General features: G+C 66.7%; 18 protein-coding genes and 4 pseudogenes. 11 read left to right on the top strand and 11 right to left on the bottom strand.

Annotated features, from left to right (window positions below; all coding sequences use genetic code 11):
* Window positions 1-27: 27 nt before the first annotated feature.
* Entirely contained in the window at window positions 28-612 is a 585-nt protein-coding gene (locus tag ACQPYS_RS14780) for a TetR/AcrR family transcriptional regulator (protein WP_433489876.1), read from the bottom strand.
* A 105-nt stretch (window positions 613-717) separates the two neighbouring features.
* Between ACQPYS_RS14780 and ACQPYS_RS14775 the strand changes: the two genes are divergently transcribed.
* Window positions 718-1578, top strand: a complete 861-nt coding sequence (locus ACQPYS_RS14775) for an SDR family NAD(P)-dependent oxidoreductase (protein ID WP_433489875.1) — start codon at window positions 718-720, stop codon at window positions 1576-1578.
* Between the two features lie 41 nt (window positions 1579-1619).
* Window positions 1620-2517, top strand: a pseudogene (locus ACQPYS_RS14770) (SCO6745 family protein).
* Between the two features lie 134 nt (window positions 2518-2651).
* On the opposite strand, the pseudogene ACQPYS_RS14765 reads toward ACQPYS_RS14770, so the two are convergent.
* Window positions 2652-2765, bottom strand: a pseudogene (locus ACQPYS_RS14765) (CGNR zinc finger domain-containing protein); the annotation flags it as partial.
* A gap of 71 nt (window positions 2766-2836) precedes the next feature.
* Here ACQPYS_RS14765 and ACQPYS_RS14760 point away from each other — a divergent pair.
* Window positions 2837-3094: a VOC family protein gene (locus ACQPYS_RS14760; protein ID WP_307718760.1), complete on the top strand. Its 258-nt coding sequence runs from the start codon at window positions 2837-2839 to the stop codon at window positions 3092-3094.
* Here ACQPYS_RS14760 and ACQPYS_RS14755 read toward each other — a convergent pair.
* Window positions 3016-3555 (bottom strand): hypothetical protein, encoded by a 540-nt coding sequence (locus tag ACQPYS_RS14755; protein WP_063034543.1) that lies wholly within the window; start codon window positions 3553-3555, stop codon window positions 3016-3018. The two genes, ACQPYS_RS14760 and ACQPYS_RS14755, sit on opposite strands and share 79 nt — an antisense overlap.
* A gap of 38 nt (window positions 3556-3593) precedes the next feature.
* Window positions 3594-4241 carry a DUF308 domain-containing protein gene (locus ACQPYS_RS14750; protein ID WP_433489874.1) on the bottom strand — a complete coding sequence of 216 codons (648 nt, stop codon included), beginning with the start codon at window positions 4239-4241 and terminating at the stop codon, window positions 3594-3596.
* Between the two features lie 527 nt (window positions 4242-4768).
* Here ACQPYS_RS14750 and ACQPYS_RS14745 point away from each other — a divergent pair.
* Window positions 4769-5986 (top strand): TerC/Alx family metal homeostasis membrane protein, encoded by a 1218-nt coding sequence (locus tag ACQPYS_RS14745; protein WP_433489873.1) that lies wholly within the window; start codon window positions 4769-4771, stop codon window positions 5984-5986.
* A 66-nt stretch (window positions 5987-6052) separates the two neighbouring features.
* Here ACQPYS_RS14745 and ACQPYS_RS14740 read toward each other — a convergent pair whose 3' ends face one another.
* Together ACQPYS_RS14740 and ACQPYS_RS14735 are read right to left on the bottom strand one after the other, a co-directional pair.
* Entirely contained in the window at window positions 6053-6685 is a 633-nt protein-coding gene (locus tag ACQPYS_RS14740) for a maltokinase N-terminal cap-like domain-containing protein (protein ID WP_063034540.1), read from the bottom strand.
* 18 nt (window positions 6686-6703) lie between these two features.
* A complete protein-coding gene (locus tag ACQPYS_RS14735) occupies window positions 6704-7660 on the bottom strand; it encodes a hypothetical protein (protein WP_433489872.1) in 957 nt (318 codons plus the stop codon).
* A gap of 417 nt (window positions 7661-8077) precedes the next feature.
* Between ACQPYS_RS14735 and ACQPYS_RS14730 the strand changes: the two genes are divergently transcribed.
* The 4 genes and pseudogenes from ACQPYS_RS14730 to ACQPYS_RS14715 form a co-directional block, all read left to right on the top strand.
* Window positions 8078-9280: a tyrosine-type recombinase/integrase gene (locus ACQPYS_RS14730; protein WP_433489871.1), complete on the top strand. Its 1203-nt coding sequence runs from the start codon at window positions 8078-8080 to the stop codon at window positions 9278-9280.
* A gap of 379 nt (window positions 9281-9659) precedes the next feature.
* Window positions 9660-10259 (top strand): recombinase family protein, encoded by a 600-nt coding sequence (locus ACQPYS_RS14725; RefSeq protein WP_433489870.1) that lies wholly within the window; start codon window positions 9660-9662, stop codon window positions 10257-10259.
* Complete coding sequence (locus tag ACQPYS_RS14720; protein WP_433489869.1) at window positions 10256-10921, top strand: hypothetical protein; 666 nt, start codon at window positions 10256-10258, stop codon at window positions 10919-10921. Before ACQPYS_RS14725 ends, ACQPYS_RS14720 begins: the two co-directional genes overlap by 4 nt.
* Window positions 10922-11433: 512 nt before the next feature.
* A pseudogene (locus ACQPYS_RS14715) lies at window positions 11434-11700 on the top strand (ATP-binding protein); the annotation flags it as partial.
* 62 nt (window positions 11701-11762) lie between these two features.
* Here ACQPYS_RS14715 and vph read toward each other — a convergent pair.
* The 3 genes from vph to ACQPYS_RS14700 all read right to left on the bottom strand — a co-directional run bounded on the left by vph (window position 11763) and on the right by ACQPYS_RS14700 (window position 14613).
* Window positions 11763-12617, bottom strand: coding sequence for a viomycin phosphotransferase (gene vph, locus ACQPYS_RS14710; RefSeq protein ID WP_433493047.1), 855 nt, complete (start codon window positions 12615-12617; stop codon window positions 11763-11765).
* A gap of 812 nt (window positions 12618-13429) precedes the next feature.
* Window positions 13430-14482 carry a PEP-utilizing enzyme gene (locus ACQPYS_RS14705; RefSeq protein ID WP_433489868.1) on the bottom strand — a complete coding sequence of 351 codons (1053 nt, stop codon included), beginning with the start codon at window positions 14480-14482 and terminating at the stop codon, window positions 13430-13432.
* Window positions 14374-14613, bottom strand: a complete 240-nt coding sequence (locus tag ACQPYS_RS14700; protein WP_431938485.1) for a hypothetical protein — start codon at window positions 14611-14613, stop codon at window positions 14374-14376. Before ACQPYS_RS14700 ends, ACQPYS_RS14705 begins: the two co-directional genes overlap by 109 nt.
* A gap of 1123 nt (window positions 14614-15736) precedes the next feature.
* On the opposite strand from ACQPYS_RS14700, the gene ACQPYS_RS14695 reads away from it, so the two are divergent.
* Together ACQPYS_RS14695 and ACQPYS_RS14690 are read left to right on the top strand one after the other, a co-directional pair.
* Window positions 15737-16102, top strand: a complete 366-nt coding sequence (locus ACQPYS_RS14695; RefSeq protein ID WP_433489867.1) for a Tn3 family transposase — start codon at window positions 15737-15739, stop codon at window positions 16100-16102.
* 140 nt (window positions 16103-16242) lie between these two features.
* A pseudogene (locus tag ACQPYS_RS14690) lies at window positions 16243-16365 on the top strand (helix-turn-helix domain-containing protein); the annotation flags it as partial.
* A gap of 183 nt (window positions 16366-16548) precedes the next feature.
* On the opposite strand, the gene shbA reads toward ACQPYS_RS14690, so the two are convergent.
* Window positions 16549-17184 carry an RNA polymerase sigma factor ShbA gene (gene shbA / locus ACQPYS_RS14685; protein WP_433489866.1) on the bottom strand — a complete coding sequence of 212 codons (636 nt, stop codon included), beginning with the start codon at window positions 17182-17184 and terminating at the stop codon, window positions 16549-16551.
* Window positions 17185-17452: 268 nt separating this feature from the next.
* Here shbA and ACQPYS_RS14680 point away from each other — a divergent pair, with 268 nt between their 5' ends.
* Entirely contained in the window at window positions 17453-17773 is a 321-nt protein-coding gene (locus tag ACQPYS_RS14680; protein WP_433489865.1) for a hypothetical protein, read from the top strand.
* A 111-nt stretch (window positions 17774-17884) separates the two neighbouring features.
* Here the strand turns inward: ACQPYS_RS14680 and ACQPYS_RS14675 are convergent, their stop codons facing one another.
* Window positions 17885-18877, bottom strand: a complete 993-nt coding sequence (locus ACQPYS_RS14675; RefSeq protein ID WP_433492940.1) for a hypothetical protein — start codon at window positions 18875-18877, stop codon at window positions 17885-17887.
* Window positions 18878-19109: the final 232 nt, after the last annotated feature.

Below are 19109 nucleotides of genomic sequence, written 5' to 3'. Positions count from 1 at the left end.
TCGTCGACCGCGGCGGTCGCCGAGAGTTCAGGGACGCAGACAAGTGAGGGTGGCGGCCAGAACGGTGTCGGCGTAGTCGGGGGTCAGGCCGCCCAGCCCGAGTGACCACCGGGTCTGGACCGGGCCGAGCAGGAGGTCGATGGCGACCTCGATATCGAGATCGGGCCGCACCTGTCCTGCCGTGATCGCGGCGGTCAGCCGGGTGCCGACGGCGGCACGCTGGGGTAACAGCAGTCGCTCCCGGTAGGTGGCGGCGAGTTCGGCGTCCTGCTGTATCTCGACCGACATCGCCCGCAGGAAGGCCTCGCCGCGGGGATCGGTGAGCGCCGCGATCGCCCCGTGCAGCAGGGTGCGCAGGTCGGTGGCGATATCACCGGTATCGGGCAGCACGAGCCCGTCGGGGCCGGAGTCGGATTCGAGCATTGCCTCGAAGACCACCGCCCCCTTGGAGGGCCACCACCGGTAGATCGTCTGCTTACCGACACCCGCCCGCGCCGCGATGGCCTCGATGGTGAGTTTGGCGTAGGGCATCTCGCCGATCAGTTCGGTGGTGGCGGCGAGGATGGCGCTGCGGGAGCGGTGGCTGCGGCGGGTGGCCGGGGTATCTGCCATGCGGCGACTCTAGCATCGACGAGACGGAACGTCTCGTCTTGACAGCATCGCCACCGGCTGACACTCTTGCCGAGACGCAACGTCTCGTTCCGAAAGGGGTCTTAGTTGACCAGAACATGGTTCATCACCGGCGCCAACCGCGGCCTCGGACGTGCCTTCACCGAAGCCGCCCTCGCCCACGGCGACCACGTGGTCGGCACCGCCCGGGATCCGCACGCCCTGGACGACCTCGCTCGGGAACGGCTCACCGTACTGCCGCTCGATGTGCGCGACCGCGATCAGGTGCAGGTCACCGTGCAGCGGGCCGTCGAAGTCACCGGCGGTCTCGACATCATCGTCAACAACGCCGGATACGGTCTCGTCGGCGCAGTCGAGGAACTCACCGAAGCCGAGATCCGCGACCAACTGGACACCAATTTCTACGGCGCCGTCTGGGTCTGCCAGGCCGCGCTCCCCCACCTACGGGCCCGGGGTAGCGGCCATATCGTGCAGATCTCCACTGTCGGCGCGGTCGGCAGCATGCCACTGTTCGGCATGTACAACGCCGGGAAATGGGCGCTGGAAGGATTCAGCGCGGCACTCGCCGACGAACTCCGCCCCTTCGGGGTTGCCGTCACCATCGCGCAAATGGGCGGGTTCGCTACCGACTGGGCCGGCTCCAGTATGCGTTTCGGCACCGCGCACCCCGCCTACGCCGAACTGCGCACCGCGATACTGGGCATCCCCGACTATCCCGATCCGCACGCCGCGCCCACCGGTTCGGCCGAACCCGAGCCGGCCGAGAAGTCCGAATGGGTGGACGCCGACCCGGCAGTGGCCGCCGCCGCCGTGCTGGAACTCGTGGGCCTACCCGACCCCCCGCTGCGCGCGATCATCGGCCCGGGAGCCCGGCAGATGGTGGCCATGGCACTGGACCGGCGGCGCCTGGACTACAGCCGGGACCCCGACTTCCAATGGCCCGCATGAACGCTCGCTTCCACGGGGGTCGGGCGCAGTAGCGTGACGGCATGAGCACCGAACTCCCCGCCTTCGCACGGCAGGCCTGGCGCCTGTTCGAACCGCTGCACGCCGTCACCTATTTCTCACCCGAACCGCTGCAGGCACTGAAAACAGCCGGATATCGCGGGTTCTGGATGGGTTACTTCGCCGGCCGCGCCGCCCCGCTCGGCGCGGCCGGGTCCGACGTGGTGCACGCGCTCTTCTACAACTTCACCATCGAGCGCGTGCACGCGGCCATACCCGCCGCATGGGAATTCGCGGGCCCGGGCGCGGCGCTGACCGCCCGGAAGCAGGGTGCGACCGCGGCGCTGCGCCGCCAGCTCGGGGACCTCGCCGACGGTCCCGAGGTCGCGGTGGCGGCCGAACTGGCGGCCGCCGCGGCACCGGCGGAGGATCGGACGCTGTTCGCCGCCAACCGGGCACTACCCGAACCGCGTGACCCGGTGGCGCGGTTGTGGCACGCGGCGACCCTGCTGCGGGAGCATCGCGGCGACGGGCATATCGCCGCGATGGTCGCCGCCGGAATCGACGGGCGCGAATCGCATGTGCTGCAGGCCCTGGCGAACCGGGTGCCGCGCGAGACCTACACCGTGTCCAGAGATTTCGACGGCGCGGAATGGGCGGACCGGCTCGACACGCTGCGCGGCAAAGGACTCGCCGGCGACGGCGGGGTTACCGAGCAGGGCCGGGCGGTGAAGGCCGCGATCGAGACGCGCACCGACGCGGCGGCCGCGCCGGCGTACACGGTGCTGGCCCCCCGGCGACCGCGCGGAACTGCTCTGGGCACTGCGCCCACTGGCCCGCGCGGTCATGGCGTCCGGGGAGATCCCGGCGATCACCCCGATCGGATTGGATCTGCGGGAAACGAACGCGGGACCGGCAGCCGGCCGCGCTGGGGCAGCGTAGGAGAGGCGCCGATCTGCCGGCCCGCGTCCGCGGTGAGCCCGGTGGGCATGGTGATCACCCTTCTTTCTCGGGGTGCGGGCGCGGTGCGCGCGTACTTTGTTGCGGTTGCCGCAGTGCTCCATCGAGCACCACCGGCGACGGCCGGGCCGCGAGGTATCGACGTGGATGAGCTGACAGTCCGCAGCCGAGCATGTTCGGATACGGCCGGCGTGCGCCCCGGTGAAAAGGTCGATCGCATCGCGGGCCACGGTGGACAGCAGCGCGGTGCTATCGGCCAGGCCACCGATTGTTGTTCCAGGACGTCCCCGAAACCAAAACCGTGAAGAACCGGCTGCACATCGATATCCACAGCACCCCGGGCGGACTCGACGAGCTGGTGGCCTGTCTCGTACAGCTCGGGGCGACCCGCGTCCGGGAAGTGGATCAGGGGCCCGCCGGACACTGGTGGGTCATGCTCGATCCCGAAGGCAACGAATTCTGCGTCTCCCGACGCCGCCGCTACCAGACCAGCGTGAAATCCGGGATACGCACCCGGCCGAAGAAGCGTTTGGCGATATCACTGCCGTCGCAGTTGTAACCGTTCATGATGTCGGCCAGTTCGGTCGCCAGCTCCTGCAACTGCGGGCTCACGCATTCGATACCGTCCTCGATCACCCAGCCCCAATCCCGGGGCACATTGTCGATGGTGATGTCGATGCACCCGTGGTGCGGCAGATCCACGGTGATCACGATCTGTACCGGCGCGTCACCGAGCGGATCCCGGACCGCCGGTTCACCGAACCGCGTCTGCGGAGCGAACATGATGCGGCCCAACGCGATATCGGCCCGGATCATCTCCGCCACCGACGGCAGATCGGCATGTTTACCGACCCGGTGATGGCGATCACCGTAGGTGCGATCACCGGTCGCCGAATAGCCGGAGCGGTCCAGCATCCGGTCCAGCATGCGCTGCGCGGTCGCGCGCTCGTCGGCGCCGGTATTGGGGTGCTCGATAAGAGCCCGCAGGCGCATGATCCGATGGCTCGCAATGATCGCCATACCGGGAAGAGTATCGAAACCGGAGCCCGTCCGGCGTCTCAGTCGCGGGTGCGTCCCCTGGAACCGCCGGCGCTCGCGATCACCGTCGTCAGATGCTCGTCCGGGGTCGGCGAGTACGCGGCCGGGACGCGTACCGCCGCCGGTGAACGGACCGCCGTCCACACCTCCAATACACCGAAGACGGTGATACAGCACCCCGCGACCAGCGCCAGTGTCGCGATATCGTCGAACGGCGCGATCGCGACCACCAGACCCGCGGTGAGCGTCACCAAACCGAACACTTCCTGCTTTCCGCTGCCGGTGATCTCGTCGTCGTCCCACACCCCCGCCACCGCGTGCGCGATCCCCCGCACCGCCCACGCCAGGCCCAGCCACATGGCCAGCAGCAGCGTCCAGTCACCCGCCCGGAAACACAGGGTCGCGGTCACCAGCGATGCCAGCGCCGCCACCAGCAGCAGCACCCGCGGAAACCGTCCCAACCGGCTACCGAACGCCACCGCGGCCAGGGTCACCGCGCTGCACAGTAGCGAGAACATGAACAGGTTGCCGACCGTACCCAGGGATTTGTCCGGCCAGACCACCGTGGCCACCCCGATCACCACCGAACAGACCCCCATTGCCAGCACCGTCTGGCGGACACCGCGACCGAACACCGGAGCGGCGTCCGCTTCCTCGTAGGTCGGCATAGCAAAATGATATGGGTCCGGGGCCCGGATTGCCGCACGGTTGCCGGAAGTGTTCGTTCAGCCCCCTGACATCAGTACGACACAGCACCGCCGGTAACCCGCATACCATCCCGTCATGGGAGCCGCGTGGGCGATGACACTGCCCGGCCGGTGTACCTGCTCATCGCCGAAGTGGTCGCCAACCGCCTCACCGGCGGGCGATTGCTGCCCTGGACCCGGCGGCGCGGTTCCCGCACCGTGGCGGCCACCGGGCTGGATACAGGTGCCGGCCATGTTCCAGGGGATCCGACACATCGAATTCGAACAGCGCGGGAACAGGCTGATGCACCGGGAGGAGGAGAGGGCCGCCGCTGCTCACCTTCGACTCCGTCGCCAATCGGGTCACCCTCCGTCCGGTGGCAGCCACCGGCGTCGCACCCCGCCGGGGTAGATCGACCGCCCCGACGCCACCTGCACCGGCCCGCCGGCCCGCGGATCCGGAGATAGGGTCGCCCCAGCCCCACCACGCGACCCGTCAGGAGGCCGAGGTGACCGTTCCCGCGCTCGCATGGGCGTGCGCCCTCACACTGATCGCGGGCCTGTTGCTGTTCGACTTCTTCTTCCACGTCCGCACCGCGCACACACCGTCGCTGACCGAGGCCGCGACCTGGTCGGCCGCCTACGTGGGTACCGCCGTCCTGTTCGGCCTCGGCGTATGGGGGTTCGGCGGACCGACCATGGGGGTCGAATACTTCGCCGGATACATCACCGAAAAAGCCCTGTCGGTGGACAACCTGTTCGTATTCCTCATCATCTTGACCACCTTCCGGGTACCCGGCGCGGCGCAACAGAAAGTGCTGCTGGTCGGCATCGTGTTCTCGCTGGCGGTCCGCACCGGATTCATCTTCGTCGGCGCCACGCTCATCAACCGCTTCGCCTGGGTGTTCTATTTATTCGGTGCCGCGCTACTGATCACCGCCGGGAACATGCTGAAACCGGAGAGCGAGGACAGCCATTCCGGGGACACGGTCGTGCTGCGCCTGGCCCGCCGACTCCTGCACACCACCGACAGCTACGACGGCGACAAACTGGTCACCGTCGTAGCTGGCCGCCGCCGGCTCACCCCGATGCTGCTGGCCATGATCGCCATCGGCGGCACCGACGTCCTGTTCGCCCTGGACTCGATCCCCGCCATCTTCGGCCTCACTCAGAACGTTTTCCTCGTCTTCACCGCCACCGCGTTCTCGCTGCTCGGGCTGCGTCAACTGTTCTTCCTGCTCGAAGGACTGCTGGACCGCCTGATCTACCTCGGTTTCGGCCTGGCCGCCATCCTCACCTTCATCGGGGCCAAACTCATTCTGCACGCGCTGCACCAGAACACTGTGCCGTTCATCAACCACGGCGAACCGGTGCCGGTGACCGAGATATCCACCGCCGCCTCGCTGGTGGCGATCGTCGTCGTGCTACTCGTAACTGTGGCGGCCTCGCTGCTCAGCCCGGCCGGCCGCGCCCAGACCGCGATCGCAGGCGCCCGCCGGCACGCCACCCGCTACCTCGATCTCGGCTACGAAGCCGACCAGACGCTGCGCGAACGCACCTACGCGAAAATGATCGCCGAAGAGAACACGATCGCCGCGCTGCCGCGCAAATACACGCGGCGGATCCGGGAGGGCGAAGCCGAACTCATCGCACTGCTCGAACGCGCGCATATCGTCCACGCCGATCGGGTGGCGCGCACGGAGGCCGGTTTACCGCTGCGTATGTGACGTGGCGGGGAGGGCGGTCGGAGCGCTTCCGCCCGCCCTCGGCCGTCCCGAGTGTCAGCGCACCGGTCAGCGCAGTTCCGACAGAACCACACTGCGCACGGTGCTGCCGTCGGGGGCGGTCCACGGTACGATCACCTGTCCCGAACGCAGGACCGGCTCCGAGCGGCCCAGGACACGATGCACCCGCAGCTGCCCATCGGCGACAGTGATATCGGTGCCCACGGGATTCTCCGCGGCCGATATCGGCGCCGAGCCGGCCGCGGGGAGGTCGGCGGCGGCGGCGACCAGCACGCTCAGGTCGGGGGTCTCGCTCTCGGTGCCGTGCTGGGCCCGCGCACCACCGGCCAATAACGCCACCATCCGGTCGACGGCCACCGGGTCCCGGGTGCCGTCGTAAACCCAGCGGGTTCCCAGTACCCCGTGTTCCGCGGTACCTAGCAGCGCGTCGGCGTCAGCGTCGAATTCCGCATCCCGATAGCTCAGGGGCACGAAGTACGTGATCGGCTCGGTACCCCCGGTATCGGTGACCACCAGGCACTCGATACCCACCGACCCGGCCGGATCGTCGAGCCGGAACCCGCCCACCCGCTGTAGCTCCTCCGCTCTCCCCGGACCCGAATACCACGGGCGACTCGGGAACCAGCGGCCGAGCAACTCCAATTTCGACGGTGCCATGGTGGTGCGGTGGATGAGAGCCATACCGGAGATTGTGCTACGTCAGACGGCGTCGCCGGCGGATACCGGCGACGCCGACCGTCGGTTGCCGCGTTCGGCGAGCAGATCGTCGAGCTGACGTTCGGCGCGTTCGGCACGTGCCAGGGTCTGGGTGCGGGCGTGCTCCAGGGCCTCCATCTGCTGCGCGGCCTCCGCGTGCGCCTTCTCCAGCCGATCACTCGCTTCAGCACGGGCGGCTACGAGGTCGGCCGCCGCGCTCCGGCGCGCCTCGGCGAGTTCGGTGCGCAGGGTGTCGGTGTCTCCGCGCAGGCGTTGCAGTTCGGACCGCATCTCCTGGGCGGTCTGAGCCCGTTCGGCGGCGGACTGTTCCGCACGCTCCAGGGCGCGCTCGATATCGGCGGCGCGCTGGACGGCCAGATCACGTTCAGCCGCCGCGGCCGATTCACGCTGGGCACACTCCCGTCGCATCCGCTCGATCTCGGCGTCGGCGGCACGCTGGGCCCGAGTGATCTCCTGGTCGCACCGGTCGCGGAGATATTGCTGCTGCTGTTCGGATTCCGCGCGGACGGCGCGTATCTCGTCCTCGGCCGCGCTGCGCGCCGCGAAGACATCGTCGGCGGCGCGGGTGGTGACCTTCTCGACTTCACGCAGGGCTTCGTCGCGGTCCCGTACGGCCGCACTGGTGCGGGTTTCCGATTCGGCGATGCGCGCTTCGGCGTCTTCGGCTGCTCGCGCGGCGTCTTCGGCGGCTTCTTCGGCCCGGGTGCGGGCGTCGTAGGCGTCGCGTCGGGACTGTTCGGCCGCGGCGGCTGCCATATCGGCTTCGGCGATACGGCGGGCAGCTTCGGCTTGTACCGCCTGGACCTGTGCCTCGGCCGCGGCCGGGTCGGCGAGGGTGTTCATTTCGGTGACCGCGGCGGAAAGAGTCGCACCGAGTTGGTCGGCGAGGGTGCGGAATTGGGTGAGTAGTTCGTCGGCACGGAGTCTCGCGGTGGTCACCGGCCCCTTATTAGGTGTCACAGTGACGTTTTCGGCGGGGGCCTCCCCTTCCTGTTGTAGGCGTTGACGTTCACGCCATGCACGCCAGCGAGTGTGGTCCGGGAGGTCGCAGTATTCCGAGGGACGTCCGGGGCCGGCGGGCTTGGCGAGGGGGCGGGTGCAGCCAGGGTAGTTGCATATGGTGGGCACCGGGGAATCGTAGCGTTATTTCGTTGGTGGACTACGTATTTACACGAAACGGAATGAAACGAGTCGTCGGCAAGGCTCGAAAAGCCCCAGCGGTCCTGACCTCCGATAAGTGAACATTATCGGAGGTTATAACTGTAGACTGCGGCCAGGCCATCCGGCGCACAATACGTTTCGTTTCGTAATCTCAAACCAAACGGAATTTGTTACGTAATTACCGAGGGGATCACCATGACCGAATACGACACCGATCTCGCGCTACCCGACACCGTCCGCACCGAACTCCGGCGCGGCGTCACCAGCGTCCTCGTCGACACCGCCGCACTGCGGCAGGTCCGGGAACGCTTCGACAGCGAACAGGCCACCGCGCTCGGCCGCTACCTCACCGCCTCCCAGTCCCCGAACACATTGCGCGCCTACCGCACCGACTGGATCGCTTGGGCCGCCTGGTGCGCCACCGAGAACCGGTGCGCACTCCCCGCGGACCCCCTCGATATCGCCGTCTACCTCGCCGCCGCCGCGGACGCCCGCACACCCGACGGCCGCCACGCGTACAGCCCGGCCACGCTGGAACGCAAATCCGCCGCCATCGCCGCCGTGCACGCCGCCAACGGGCTGGCCGCACCCACCCGCAGCGACGTCGTCCGCCTCACCCTGCGCGGTATCCGCCGCACCCGCCGCAGCCGCCCCAACCGCAAACGACCGATCCTGCTGCACACCCTCGGCGAACTTCTCGACGGACTCCCCGAACCCGGCTGGCCCGGTGAACCCGCCCGCCGCCGGGACACACTGCTGCTGCTCCTCGGCTTCGCCGGAGCCCTGCGCCGCAGCGAACTCGCCGGGCTGCGGCTCGCCGACATCCACTTCGGTACCGACCACGGCACGGGGGAACCGCTGCTGCTGATCCACCTGCCCACCACCAAAACCGACCCCACCGGCATCACCGAACAACACGTCGCACTCCCGCGTGGCCGCCAGTCCCACACCTGCCCAGTCTGCGCCTGCGCCGACTGGATGCGAATGCTGGCCGTGCACACCGAGAACCCGGCGAACCTGCGCCCATGGGTCGAACAACTACCCGCCGCGGACCCGCGGATCCACCGCTGCCACGGCTACCACCCTGATCCGCGGCTGCGGCCCGACCAACCCCTGTTCCCCGCGATCAACCGGCACGGCGGCCTCGGCGCCACCGCGCTGTCCGGGCGTGCGGTCGCCGAGCTCGTCAAACGCTACGCGGCACGCGCGGGCCTGGATCCCGCGCTGTTCTCCGGCCATTCGCTGCGCGCCGGGTTCGCCACCCAGGCCGCCCTCGGTGGCGCCGCCGACCGCGAGATCATGCGGCAGGGCCGCTGGAGCAACCCGCGCACCGTACACCGCTACATCCGCACGGCCGATCCGCTGGCCGACAACGCGGTCACCAAACTCGGACTCTGACAACGGATTCGGGCTGTCGGGGACGGACGTCTGGCTTGCGACTCGGGATGATCAGCTTGCCTGTCGTTCCCGACGTCGTTCCGCTGGACATGGCCCAGAAATCCTGGAGCTGTCACAAGCCGCAAAGTAGGGGTGCCGTTAAGGATCATGTCACCAGGTACATGAGGGCCGATGTGATGTCACCGGTGGCATCCGGGGACCCTGGGCGAAGCGGCAATGCCCCGGCAGAACGTGACCTCGGCGTCCGTTGGCCGTTCCCTCAACGGACAAGATCGATACTGCGATGGCGGAGATAGTGACCAGCCGCAACGACGTCTCATTTAGGGTGTACGGTGATACTGTCACGGTAAGCCCCCATAAACGTGACAGAGAGAGTGGGATGGGTGTCCTGATCGGCTATGCGCGCTGCTCCACCGACGAAAAAGACCTCACCGCCCAGCGTGAGACCCTGCTCGGTCTCGGTGTCGGCGAGGATCGGATCTATCTCGACCACGGACTGACCGGTACCCATCGCGAGCGTCCCGGTCTGGCCCAAGCCCTGGCTGCGGTGCGTGCCGGTGACACTCTGGTTGTGCCCAAGCTCGATCGACTCGCCCGGTCGGTGCCCGACGCTCGTGAGATCGGTGACTCCCTCGTTGCCCGCGGCGTGAAACTCTCCCTGGGCGGTCAGCTCTACGACCCCGCCGACCCCATGGGAAAGATGTTCTTCAACATCTTGGCCACCTTCGCCGAGTTCGAGGTCGACCTGCTGCGCATGCGCACCCGCGAAGGGATGGCCATCGCCAAAGCCAAGGGCAAACTGAGGGGCAAACAGCCCAAGTTATCCGCCCGGCAGCGGGCCCGCCTGGTCGAACTGCACCGGGCCGGCACACACACCATCGTCGAACTCGCCGAATTGTTCTCTGTCTCCCGCCCTACGGTGTATCGAGTCCTGCAACGCCACCTCGACCAGACCGCCACGACCGGCACGCGAGCATGACCAGCGCGAGCCACACCGCCCACCGGGTCCAGTTCGGTACCAGGAACTACCGGATCATCCAACCGCGCCCCATTCCTGTTCATGCGACACTGCGCGATGCGCATGGCTGCTTCCACCTGCGTGTGGACCGGACGACGGCCTGGCAGTTCGCCGGCCTGTGGGAACTGCTCGCCCGATTCCCACGCTCGATCCTTTATTTCCCTATTCGGCGCAATGCCCTGGCTGACGACGCCGTGGATTGGCAGGCGAACCTGGCACCGTTGGATCTGGTTCTCGTGCACCACTCGCTGCAACTACGCCACTCGATCTGGCCGCAGATCCGCCGTCACCTCGGTGCGGGTCGTGCGCAGACGGTGAACGTGTCCGACGAGGCCATACGGATCCGTGCCGAACAGGACTATCCGCAGCTCGGGTACCGTGAGAGCCTGGACCGCTGCGAGCACCGCGTGTACGCCGAAACGCTGTTCCTCACCGGTAGCGCGGCCATGTTCGGCAGCGTCGTCGGCGAGTTCATCCATGTCGCTGATCACGTCTGCGACCACACCGAGCTGCCTCCCCTGCTGTACTGCGCGGAATTCGACCTCGTGGACAAGCCTCGATGGCCTGTCGAGGTCACCGAATTGTTCATCGGTCACACCGAAAACTGGCCGGCATCCCAGTAATTCGTTGCCCACGACAATCACACTTCACACCGACAGCACGGCCCACCTACACCCGGCGAGGCAGGTCCAGGCCGGGTTCGTCCGGACTTGCGAAAATGAAACGGCACGCCGAGCCGGTCGGCGAGGGCTCGCCACGTGCCCGCATCCCCGGCCGTGGCCGAACATTGTGATCGAGCAGGTCATACACGTCGCAGCAATCCGCCAACTCCTTCACCATGGACCTACTCCATCACAGCGCCCCACCGCCCACTACTTCTGCCGGGATGCGCCCGGAAACAGGCTGATCCGTGACAACAAACCTGGACATTCGGTGACAGATACCGGACCTGGGCAGCGCTGGTCGAACTCTGGTCAGCCGTCCCCTGGGACGAGATCAGGCTTTGAGATTGCCATCAGCGCTCCGGACCGCTGATGAGCCCTTGACACCGACCCCCCAACATCCGAGCCAGAAACCGGATCAGAGCAGGTCGCGGCTATATCCGACCGAAACTTCGTCAGTACTACCGGGACCCCAGAAAGGCCTGCCGCTCTGCCTGATCGGCGACTCCGGCACCGGCAAATCGCACCTGCTCATCGCGTTGGGCACCGAAGCCGCCATGCAGGGCTTCCGGGTCAAATACACCCTGGCCACCAAGCTGGTCAACGAACTCGTCGAAGCCGCCGACGACAAACAGTTGACCAAGACCATCGCCCGCTACGGACGCGTCGACCTGCTCTGCATCGACGAACTCGGCTACATGGAACTCGACCGCCGCGGCGCCGAACTACTGTTCCAAGTCTGACCGAGCGTCCTTTGTTGGGCCCGATGGTGCCGGATTTCGCGGCACTACGGTGACCCGATTCAGCGGTAGACCGTCAGACCGTCCGCCAATTCCGCTTCGTCACCGTCGCGGTAGGCGGCGAGGGCCTGCTGCAGGGCGAAGGTTCCGGCGATCGCGGTGATACGGGCGGTCGTTTCGTGATCCGCCCAACCACCGAGTGTGAGCACCCTCCGCAACAGGGAATCGCCGTAGCCGGCTCCGAGGGCTGCAAGGTCCTCGGCGGGGTCACCGAGACAGACCTCGTCCCAGTCGACCACCCCGCTCAAGCGCGGGAGCCCGTCGATGTTCTCCCACAACACGTTCTCGGGCCCGAGGTCACCATGCACCACCGCCGCAGTGAGGTGAGGAAGGGCTTCGATGGCGACGAGTTCCTGTTCGGCACGCCGACGCCCACCGGCGGACATGAGCTCGAACAGCTCGGCGCGGACATCGGCCGCGAACCGCGGCCACCGGTCTTCCAGAGCCGGTAGGGCCGCCCGTACCCTATCGTCGCTGCCGGCTCTGGCCAGATCGGCCAGCAGTCCGACGTACTGGCCTGCGACCACATCGGCCACTTGCGGGTCGTCGAGTACCTCAGCGGCCAACGGAGCTCCAGGAACACGGCTCAACACCAGGAACGGCTGCTCACTGATGCCGTCCGCGCCGCCATCCTCCAGCGGAACCGGCACACGGAAACCCAGGTCGAATCCGGCCATGACACGCAAAACAGCCGCTCGCCGCGGCAGCCGTACCGCCGCCGCCTCGGTGCGCGGCAGACACACGACACGATCCGGGCCGACCACCACCAAATGGAACTGCCCCTCATGGACAGTGAAATCCCCCCGTCCGGCATCCGGCAGCAACTTGCTCAACACAGCCCGATGCTGTCCAATCACCGTCTCCACGACACAACCCACTCTCGCCACAGTTCGGTTCAGCTTCACACGTTGATGACACGAATCGCAGTCACCAGCATTCCAGAGCTCAGCAGAGACACTGTCCGGGAATGAAGGCCGAAACCTCGGACACATGCAACCGCCGAGAACGAACTGCTCTAGCGACCCGCCACCTTCGCGCCGTCGAACAAACAGAGCCTCGTCTGGCGGTCAAATGCGCGCAACCGCATTTCCGTGATGAGGGAGAGACTGTCTTCCGCGAGGTCGAAGGTCTATACGAAATCGCTGATAACGGCAGACCCAGGATCCTGCCCGCGTCGTCGAAACGCAGGAGTAGCTGAGCATTTATGACCAGCCCCTGCTACGAAGGCATCTTCGAACAAAACCCCATGGACGCAGAAAACGGGCCGTTCACCGTCAGGGTGAGCTGGCCTGGTGGAGTTCCGTAGCGTCGATCCGAGGACGCAGGCGCGAGCATAAGGCAAGCACCCGAACGGATCTTCGATACGATCGGCAGGCGCCGATGGACCGCGCCGCTGCACCAATGGGACTGGTCTGTTCCGTGGGAGTGGCCGTCGGCCGGCCGCACCCCGGACTCGGACAACGGCCCCGGTTCCGGTGACGGAGAGGTCTCGGTATGGCATCTACCGATGTCGCGGGCGCGGTTATCGGCCGGGGTCACACGGGGGTCGCGTCCGATAACCGCGATATACCGTCCGAGCTGGGCTTTCTCGCCAATTTTTCTCCGAACGTGGGCTCTGGTCCCGTGCCCGACTGTGCGAGGATATGAGCGCTCCACGAGTCAGTCCGTTTCAAACACCCCCCTTTGGAAGGATGCTCAGATGGCGCAAGAAACCAGCACTGCCACCCGTTCCAGTAACGGCAGCAGTCAGCAGGAAATCCAGAGCCTGGACATGCTGCGCATGGGCCTGGATGAGATCCGGCAGGAATGCCAGAACGCGCGGCAGTACGCGCAGCAGGCACAGAACATAGCCCGGCAGGTGCAACAGCAGGCCCGCCAGGTCCAGCACCAGTCGCAGATCGCGCAGAACCAGGCCAACCAGGCCAACAACCAGGCGCAGCAGGCCCGCCAGCAGGCGATCCAGGCGCAGAACCAGGCGCAGCAGGCGCTGAGCGAGGCCGACCGGGCCCAGGCCCAGGCCCAGCAGGCCCAGAGCGAGGCCAACCAGGCCGCCCAGCGCTGCCAGTCGGCCCAGGACCAGTCGGACCAGGCCGCCCAGCTCGCGCAGCAGGCCGAAGATCAGTCCAGCCGCTCCCAGGATCGCGCCATGCAGTGGGAGCTGCAGTTCCACCAGATTCGTCAGCAGATGCGCCAGTTCTGACGGAGCCGGGTCTCCGGCCGGGCGATCGCCCGCTGACCGGAGCCGGCCGGGCGGGGTCCGGTGAACTGGTTGGTTCACCGGACCCCGTACTCGTATACGGGCGCGGTGGAACCGGCAGGTAATCGATTTCATGGAGCGCGGTGTTCGTCGTAGACGGGTGGCGGCCGGCTCACCGGCCGAGGAGCACGGAGCGCGCGGCAGCGAGGCGGTCGGTGTCCTCGCGGGGCGTGTGGTCGCCGGAGATCCGGTCGGCCCATTCGAGTAACCGACGCAGGTGGGGTTCGGTGGTGGGGGTCTGGATATTGGGTTTCCGGCAGTGACCGCACCGGTGGTCCCGTCGATGACGATCAGGGTGCCTTCGGGGAAGGCGTTCCCAGGTGTTCGTATCGACGTGGCGTCCACCGGCAGATCGGTCACTCGCACAACGGCGGGTTTGCCCATGGCCCGGGCGACGACGGCGGCATGGCGGGCGGGCCCGCCGCGGCTGGTGAGGACTTCGGTGGCGGCCGAGAGGCCGGGCATTCGGTGCCGACGACGAAGTCGGCGGGGACGGGGAGACCCAGACGGCGCAACTCGATGAGTCCGTATGCCTTGGCGCCCAGGACGTCCGCCGGCTGGTCGGTCGCCGCGGCGAGCGGGTGGATGTATCGCATGGTCAGAATCTCGGGATGCCCAGGGTCACCAGGAGATCTTCAATGTGCGGTTGACGAGCTACGGATTCCGTAATCAGCAATCGCAAGAAATCACAATTTCTACTTTGATAATCGTGGCGTGTCGCGGCGCGGGTTGTGGGCCGCACAGCACGCCTGCACCACCTTCCGGACATCCGCCCTGGTCGCCGAACACAATGCCTGCGGGCTCGTGACCACCGAACAGGGAAGGGATGCGCCGATGGATCCGTCCTCAGCAGTCCGCCAAGGCGACTGGTTCGTGCTCTTCGACCCGAACTGGTCCGGTAACCCCCGCCGACAAGACGCCTCCAGCGGAGGTGATGGTAGGCGGTTGGAGACTCGAAGAAGACCGAGAACTTGGGCCCTTCCGGCCGAACCCGGGCTACCGGCCGCCGACCCCGAACACCCCGAGCGACCCCATCGACGCCTTGTTGCGCCTCGTCGCCACGGGCGAGGACCGCGGCGACCGGATCATCCCAACACTGACGCGCACCGTCGTCGAGATCGCATGCGATGACCAAAACCAGCGGTCCAGGATCACTTCCAGGTCCCCGATAGGTCTCGAACAATTGGTCATCGGGGCCGGAGCGTTCCGCGTACAGCTCAGTCGGCACTCTGTCGGTCACGGGGTGCGGGGTGGACGCGAGGTCGGTGGGGGCGTGAATATTCCCGGTCACCGTACCGGTCGAGTGGAGGTACTCCGACGCCAGTCGAGCCGCGGAGGCGTCGGGGGCTCCGGTTCGACACGCTACAAGTACTTGCTCGCCCGCCGGGTTCCGTTCGATTGCACGGGCGGAACTCTCGGGCGCCTCCAGCATCTGCCCGCCTGCGCGTCCGTTCAACTTCACCTGATCGGCTGCTTCGCTGGCGGCGTCGGACAGTGAGCCGGCTGCACCTCTCGATGCGTCGGCGAAGTTCCTGGTGAGATCAGCCGCGGCAGGCCCTCCGCGGCTGATCTCATCCCTGCCCCGCACACGCCCGGCCGTTCTCGCTTCTCCTCGCGCAAGAGATCATCGACCAACTTCTGGACGCCCTTTCTCCACCAGCCACAGCTGACGAGAGTTCCCGGACACTCACGCAGAACCCGCGGTGAACGCGTTGCGTAGTGTGCGGCGGCGGCTTCGGATCGCACTGCCGCTGTCGTCGAAGGGATGGCGGAGGAACTCGTGGATCATTCCCGGGTAGCGGCGGACTACGACCGGTACACCGGCTGGGCATCGCCGAGCGGCAGTCCGGGGCGGCCTATGCGGCGATGCTGGAGGTCGGACGGGCGCAGAAGACCATCTTCGTGGCCCGCTATCTGCGGCTGAGGGACCTTCAGCGGGAGATCGAGGAGGGCCTGAACGTGATGGAGTCCTCCAACGGCGCCAACTCCGTGACCGCCTACGGCAAGGGCGGGGAGATCGCCTCGAACCGGCGCGACGAGCAGGAGATGTTCGTGCTGTGCCTGCAATTCTGCAATCGGCCTTAGTCTTCGTGTACCCCCTGATGCTCCAGGACATCCTCGGCGAACCAGCGTGGGCCGACCTCCTCACGCCTTCTTGTCGACGACGGCCTGAGAATGACCCCATAGCGACGGATTGGAACTGCCCCCTCTCCGATGCTGGAGGGGTGATATCAGTGGAGGATTGGGCAGAGATCCGTCGACTGCATCGCAGCGAGGGGTTGCCGATCAAGGAGATCGCTCGGCGGATGGGAATCGCCCGCAACACGGTGCGGGCAGTTTGGGGGTCCACCCAGACGTCAATCGTCCACTCCGTCGGTCGCTGATCCGGCATGTGCAGGATGCTATCGATGCGTGTGCCGGCCCCACTTGCTCACATCGTGTTCGAAACTGAGATCGATTGGCGCAGTCCTACACAAGGGCAGGTCGTATTCGAGAAGGGCGCGCCCGATATCCGTGGTGATCGAGGTGGCCTACGAAGCCCTCGGGTAGGACTTGTTTTGGCGGCGATGCGGCAGCGCGGGGTGTTGCCGCGGCCGGTGTTCGGGAGGCCGCGAGGGGGCTGAGGTCAGTTTGGCTTTGAGACGTGTCAGTGCTCGGTGTTGTGTGACGCGAACGGCGCCGGGGGTGGTAGCGAGGACGGCGGCGGTTTCGTCGGTGGACAGACCGTGGAAAATCCGCAGACGCAGAACCGTTTGCTGCCGCACGGTCAGCGTGGCGAGCAGTGCCTCGATGTGGTGCTGTTCGTCGTGGAGGAGGGCGTGGATCTCCGGTCCGTCCCGGTGGCATTCGGTGTCGGGGAGCTCGGCTACCGGCTGCGGGAGGCGTGTGCTGCAGCGGAAGGCGTCGACGACTTTGTTGGAGGCGATGCCGTAGGCGAAGGCGAGAAATCGCCCCTGGTCTGTGTAGGTGGGTAAGGCCTTCACGAGGGCGAGGCACACTTCTTGTGTGACGTCCTCGGCGCTGTGCGAGGGCAGTGCGCCGATGCGGCGCCGACAGTATTTCAGGACGAGCGGGTAGAGATGTGTGACGAGCTCGTTCACGGCCGTGCGGTCGCCGCGGGCTGCGGTGACGGCCAAGCGGTTGAAGTCGGTATCGGACAGGAGCATGGCGTTACGCAGTTCCTCGCTTCGGGCATCGGAATGTCCCCGGGGTGGGTCGTGGTGTTCAGTCAAGCGGTCGTGGCTTCGTTTCCGGTGTGAGAAGTCCGGGAATTGTTTCTGTACGCGAGATCGGCTCTTTCGCAGGGTGTTCGGAGCATCGTCCGATGCTGTTTACAGGTTGTCCGGCCAGGATCGGTCGTACCGACACCGAGGTGACGTCGTCGATCGGGCGGGTGTCGGTATCACTCGATTTCGTTGAGAGTCAGGAGATGTGATGCGCTGGAAAATTATGGCGGGAGCTGTGGGGGCCGCAGTGGCGTCGGTGCTGCTGGGGGCTGGAACAGCCACCGCGCAGACCGCGCCGAGTGTGGTGGGGATGAGTGAGCAGGCTGCGGTGTCTGCGTTGACCGACTCCGGTGTGCCGTACTCGGTGATCAGCCGTCTCGGTAGCGCCTCGCGGGACCAGTGCGCGGTCACTCAGCAGCGTGATCTGGGCTATCGCACCGAAACGTATCAGTACTGGAATGGAGAGAAGTACGTCACCAAGGAGCGACAGGTGTGGAAGGGAGCCGGAATCGTGCTGCAGTGTCAGTGATTCGGCCGACTCCTGTCGGAAGAGCCGGGTCCTTCGGGACCCGGCTTCTCTCGCTTCCTTGCCCGTTGCCCGGGAGGAGGATGCTATATGGCGACATCATCTCGTGCCGTTTCAGGACCGTCGGCGCACCCACCACGCGACCCCGCCGGTGGCAAGGAGACCGGTCACGATGAGAGGTGTCCACAGCGGAAGGTCGGTGTCGTCGGATTGCGCGGCGTGCATGCGGTCGGGGATCTCGGAGAGGATCCGAATCGAAGGCAGTGGTCCGCCGTCTGCCTCCGATGCCAGCAGCAGTGCATTGTCGTCGGTGAACGCGAGTGCTTCTCCCTGGGGTTGTTGCGGCGCTTGAAGAACCAGATCCGGTAGGTCGGTGAATGTCTCGGCGATGTCACCGTCGTGGACGTGATAGACGAACACGTCTTTCTTCGTGCGCAGCGCCGCCAGTGACTTGTCGGCGGAGACAGCGGCGCCGGTGATCGAGCGGATCGACCCGTCGGCGGCGGTGGCCGGGACGGTGCCCACCGCGATGAGGGTGGTGGGGGTGTCGGTGGGCATGGTCGTCACTGTGGCGTTGTCCGCGGTGGTGTAGACGGTGGCCGGCCCGTCGTCGGTCTTGGTGACGAGTACCGGTTGTCCGACCGGGGACAGGGTGAAGGCTTCGACGTCGTGGGGGCCGTCGAGGTAGGACATCGGTAGTGTGCTGTGCTCGGCGGTGACCGGATCGAGTCCGATCAGGGACACGGTGGTCCGGTCCAGGTCGTTGTCGCCGGTGTCGGCCAGCCACAGGGTGCCGGTGGAGGCTCGGGTGAGGTCTTCGACGTCGATGGTCTCGGTGGCGAGGTGAACCCATCGGCTCACCTCGCATCGATGATCGAGCAGGGCCAGGCGGTCGTCGCTGCCGTGGTCTCCGACGGCGTATCCGGTGTCACCGGACCAGTACAGGCCCGACAGTTCGGCCAGGTCTTCGTCGGTCGGGGTGCACCAGATGCCGGTGTCCGGATCGGATGTCGTTGCCGGGAACGTGGTTGCGGTCGCATGCGTGGTGGTCTCCAGCATGAGCAGGATCGCTGCCACGAGAATACCGGGAACCACGGCTGTTCTCATCGGGTTGTGTCGCATCATGCGGGGCCGGTCGGTGGTGTCGGCTCGGCCTGCCGGTGGTGGGTCCGCCGCCCGGACGAACGGGGATCCGGGCGGCGGGTGCCGGCAGCGCCGAATCCAGAGGTTGCGGATGATGTCCAACCTCGTACCCCACCAAGTACCGGATTCGGGTGCGTGTGCGCCGACGTCTCAATCATCGGGGGTGCTCCTGTGAATGGGCTTACGTGACTCTGCC

Source organism: Nocardia grenadensis (genome assembly GCF_050942415.1).
Lineage (GTDB): Bacteria > Actinomycetota > Actinomycetes > Mycobacteriales > Mycobacteriaceae > Nocardia > Nocardia grenadensis.
The sequence above is the reverse complement of the archived record's forward strand: the minus strand, read 5'-3'. Positions and strand labels throughout refer to the sequence as shown.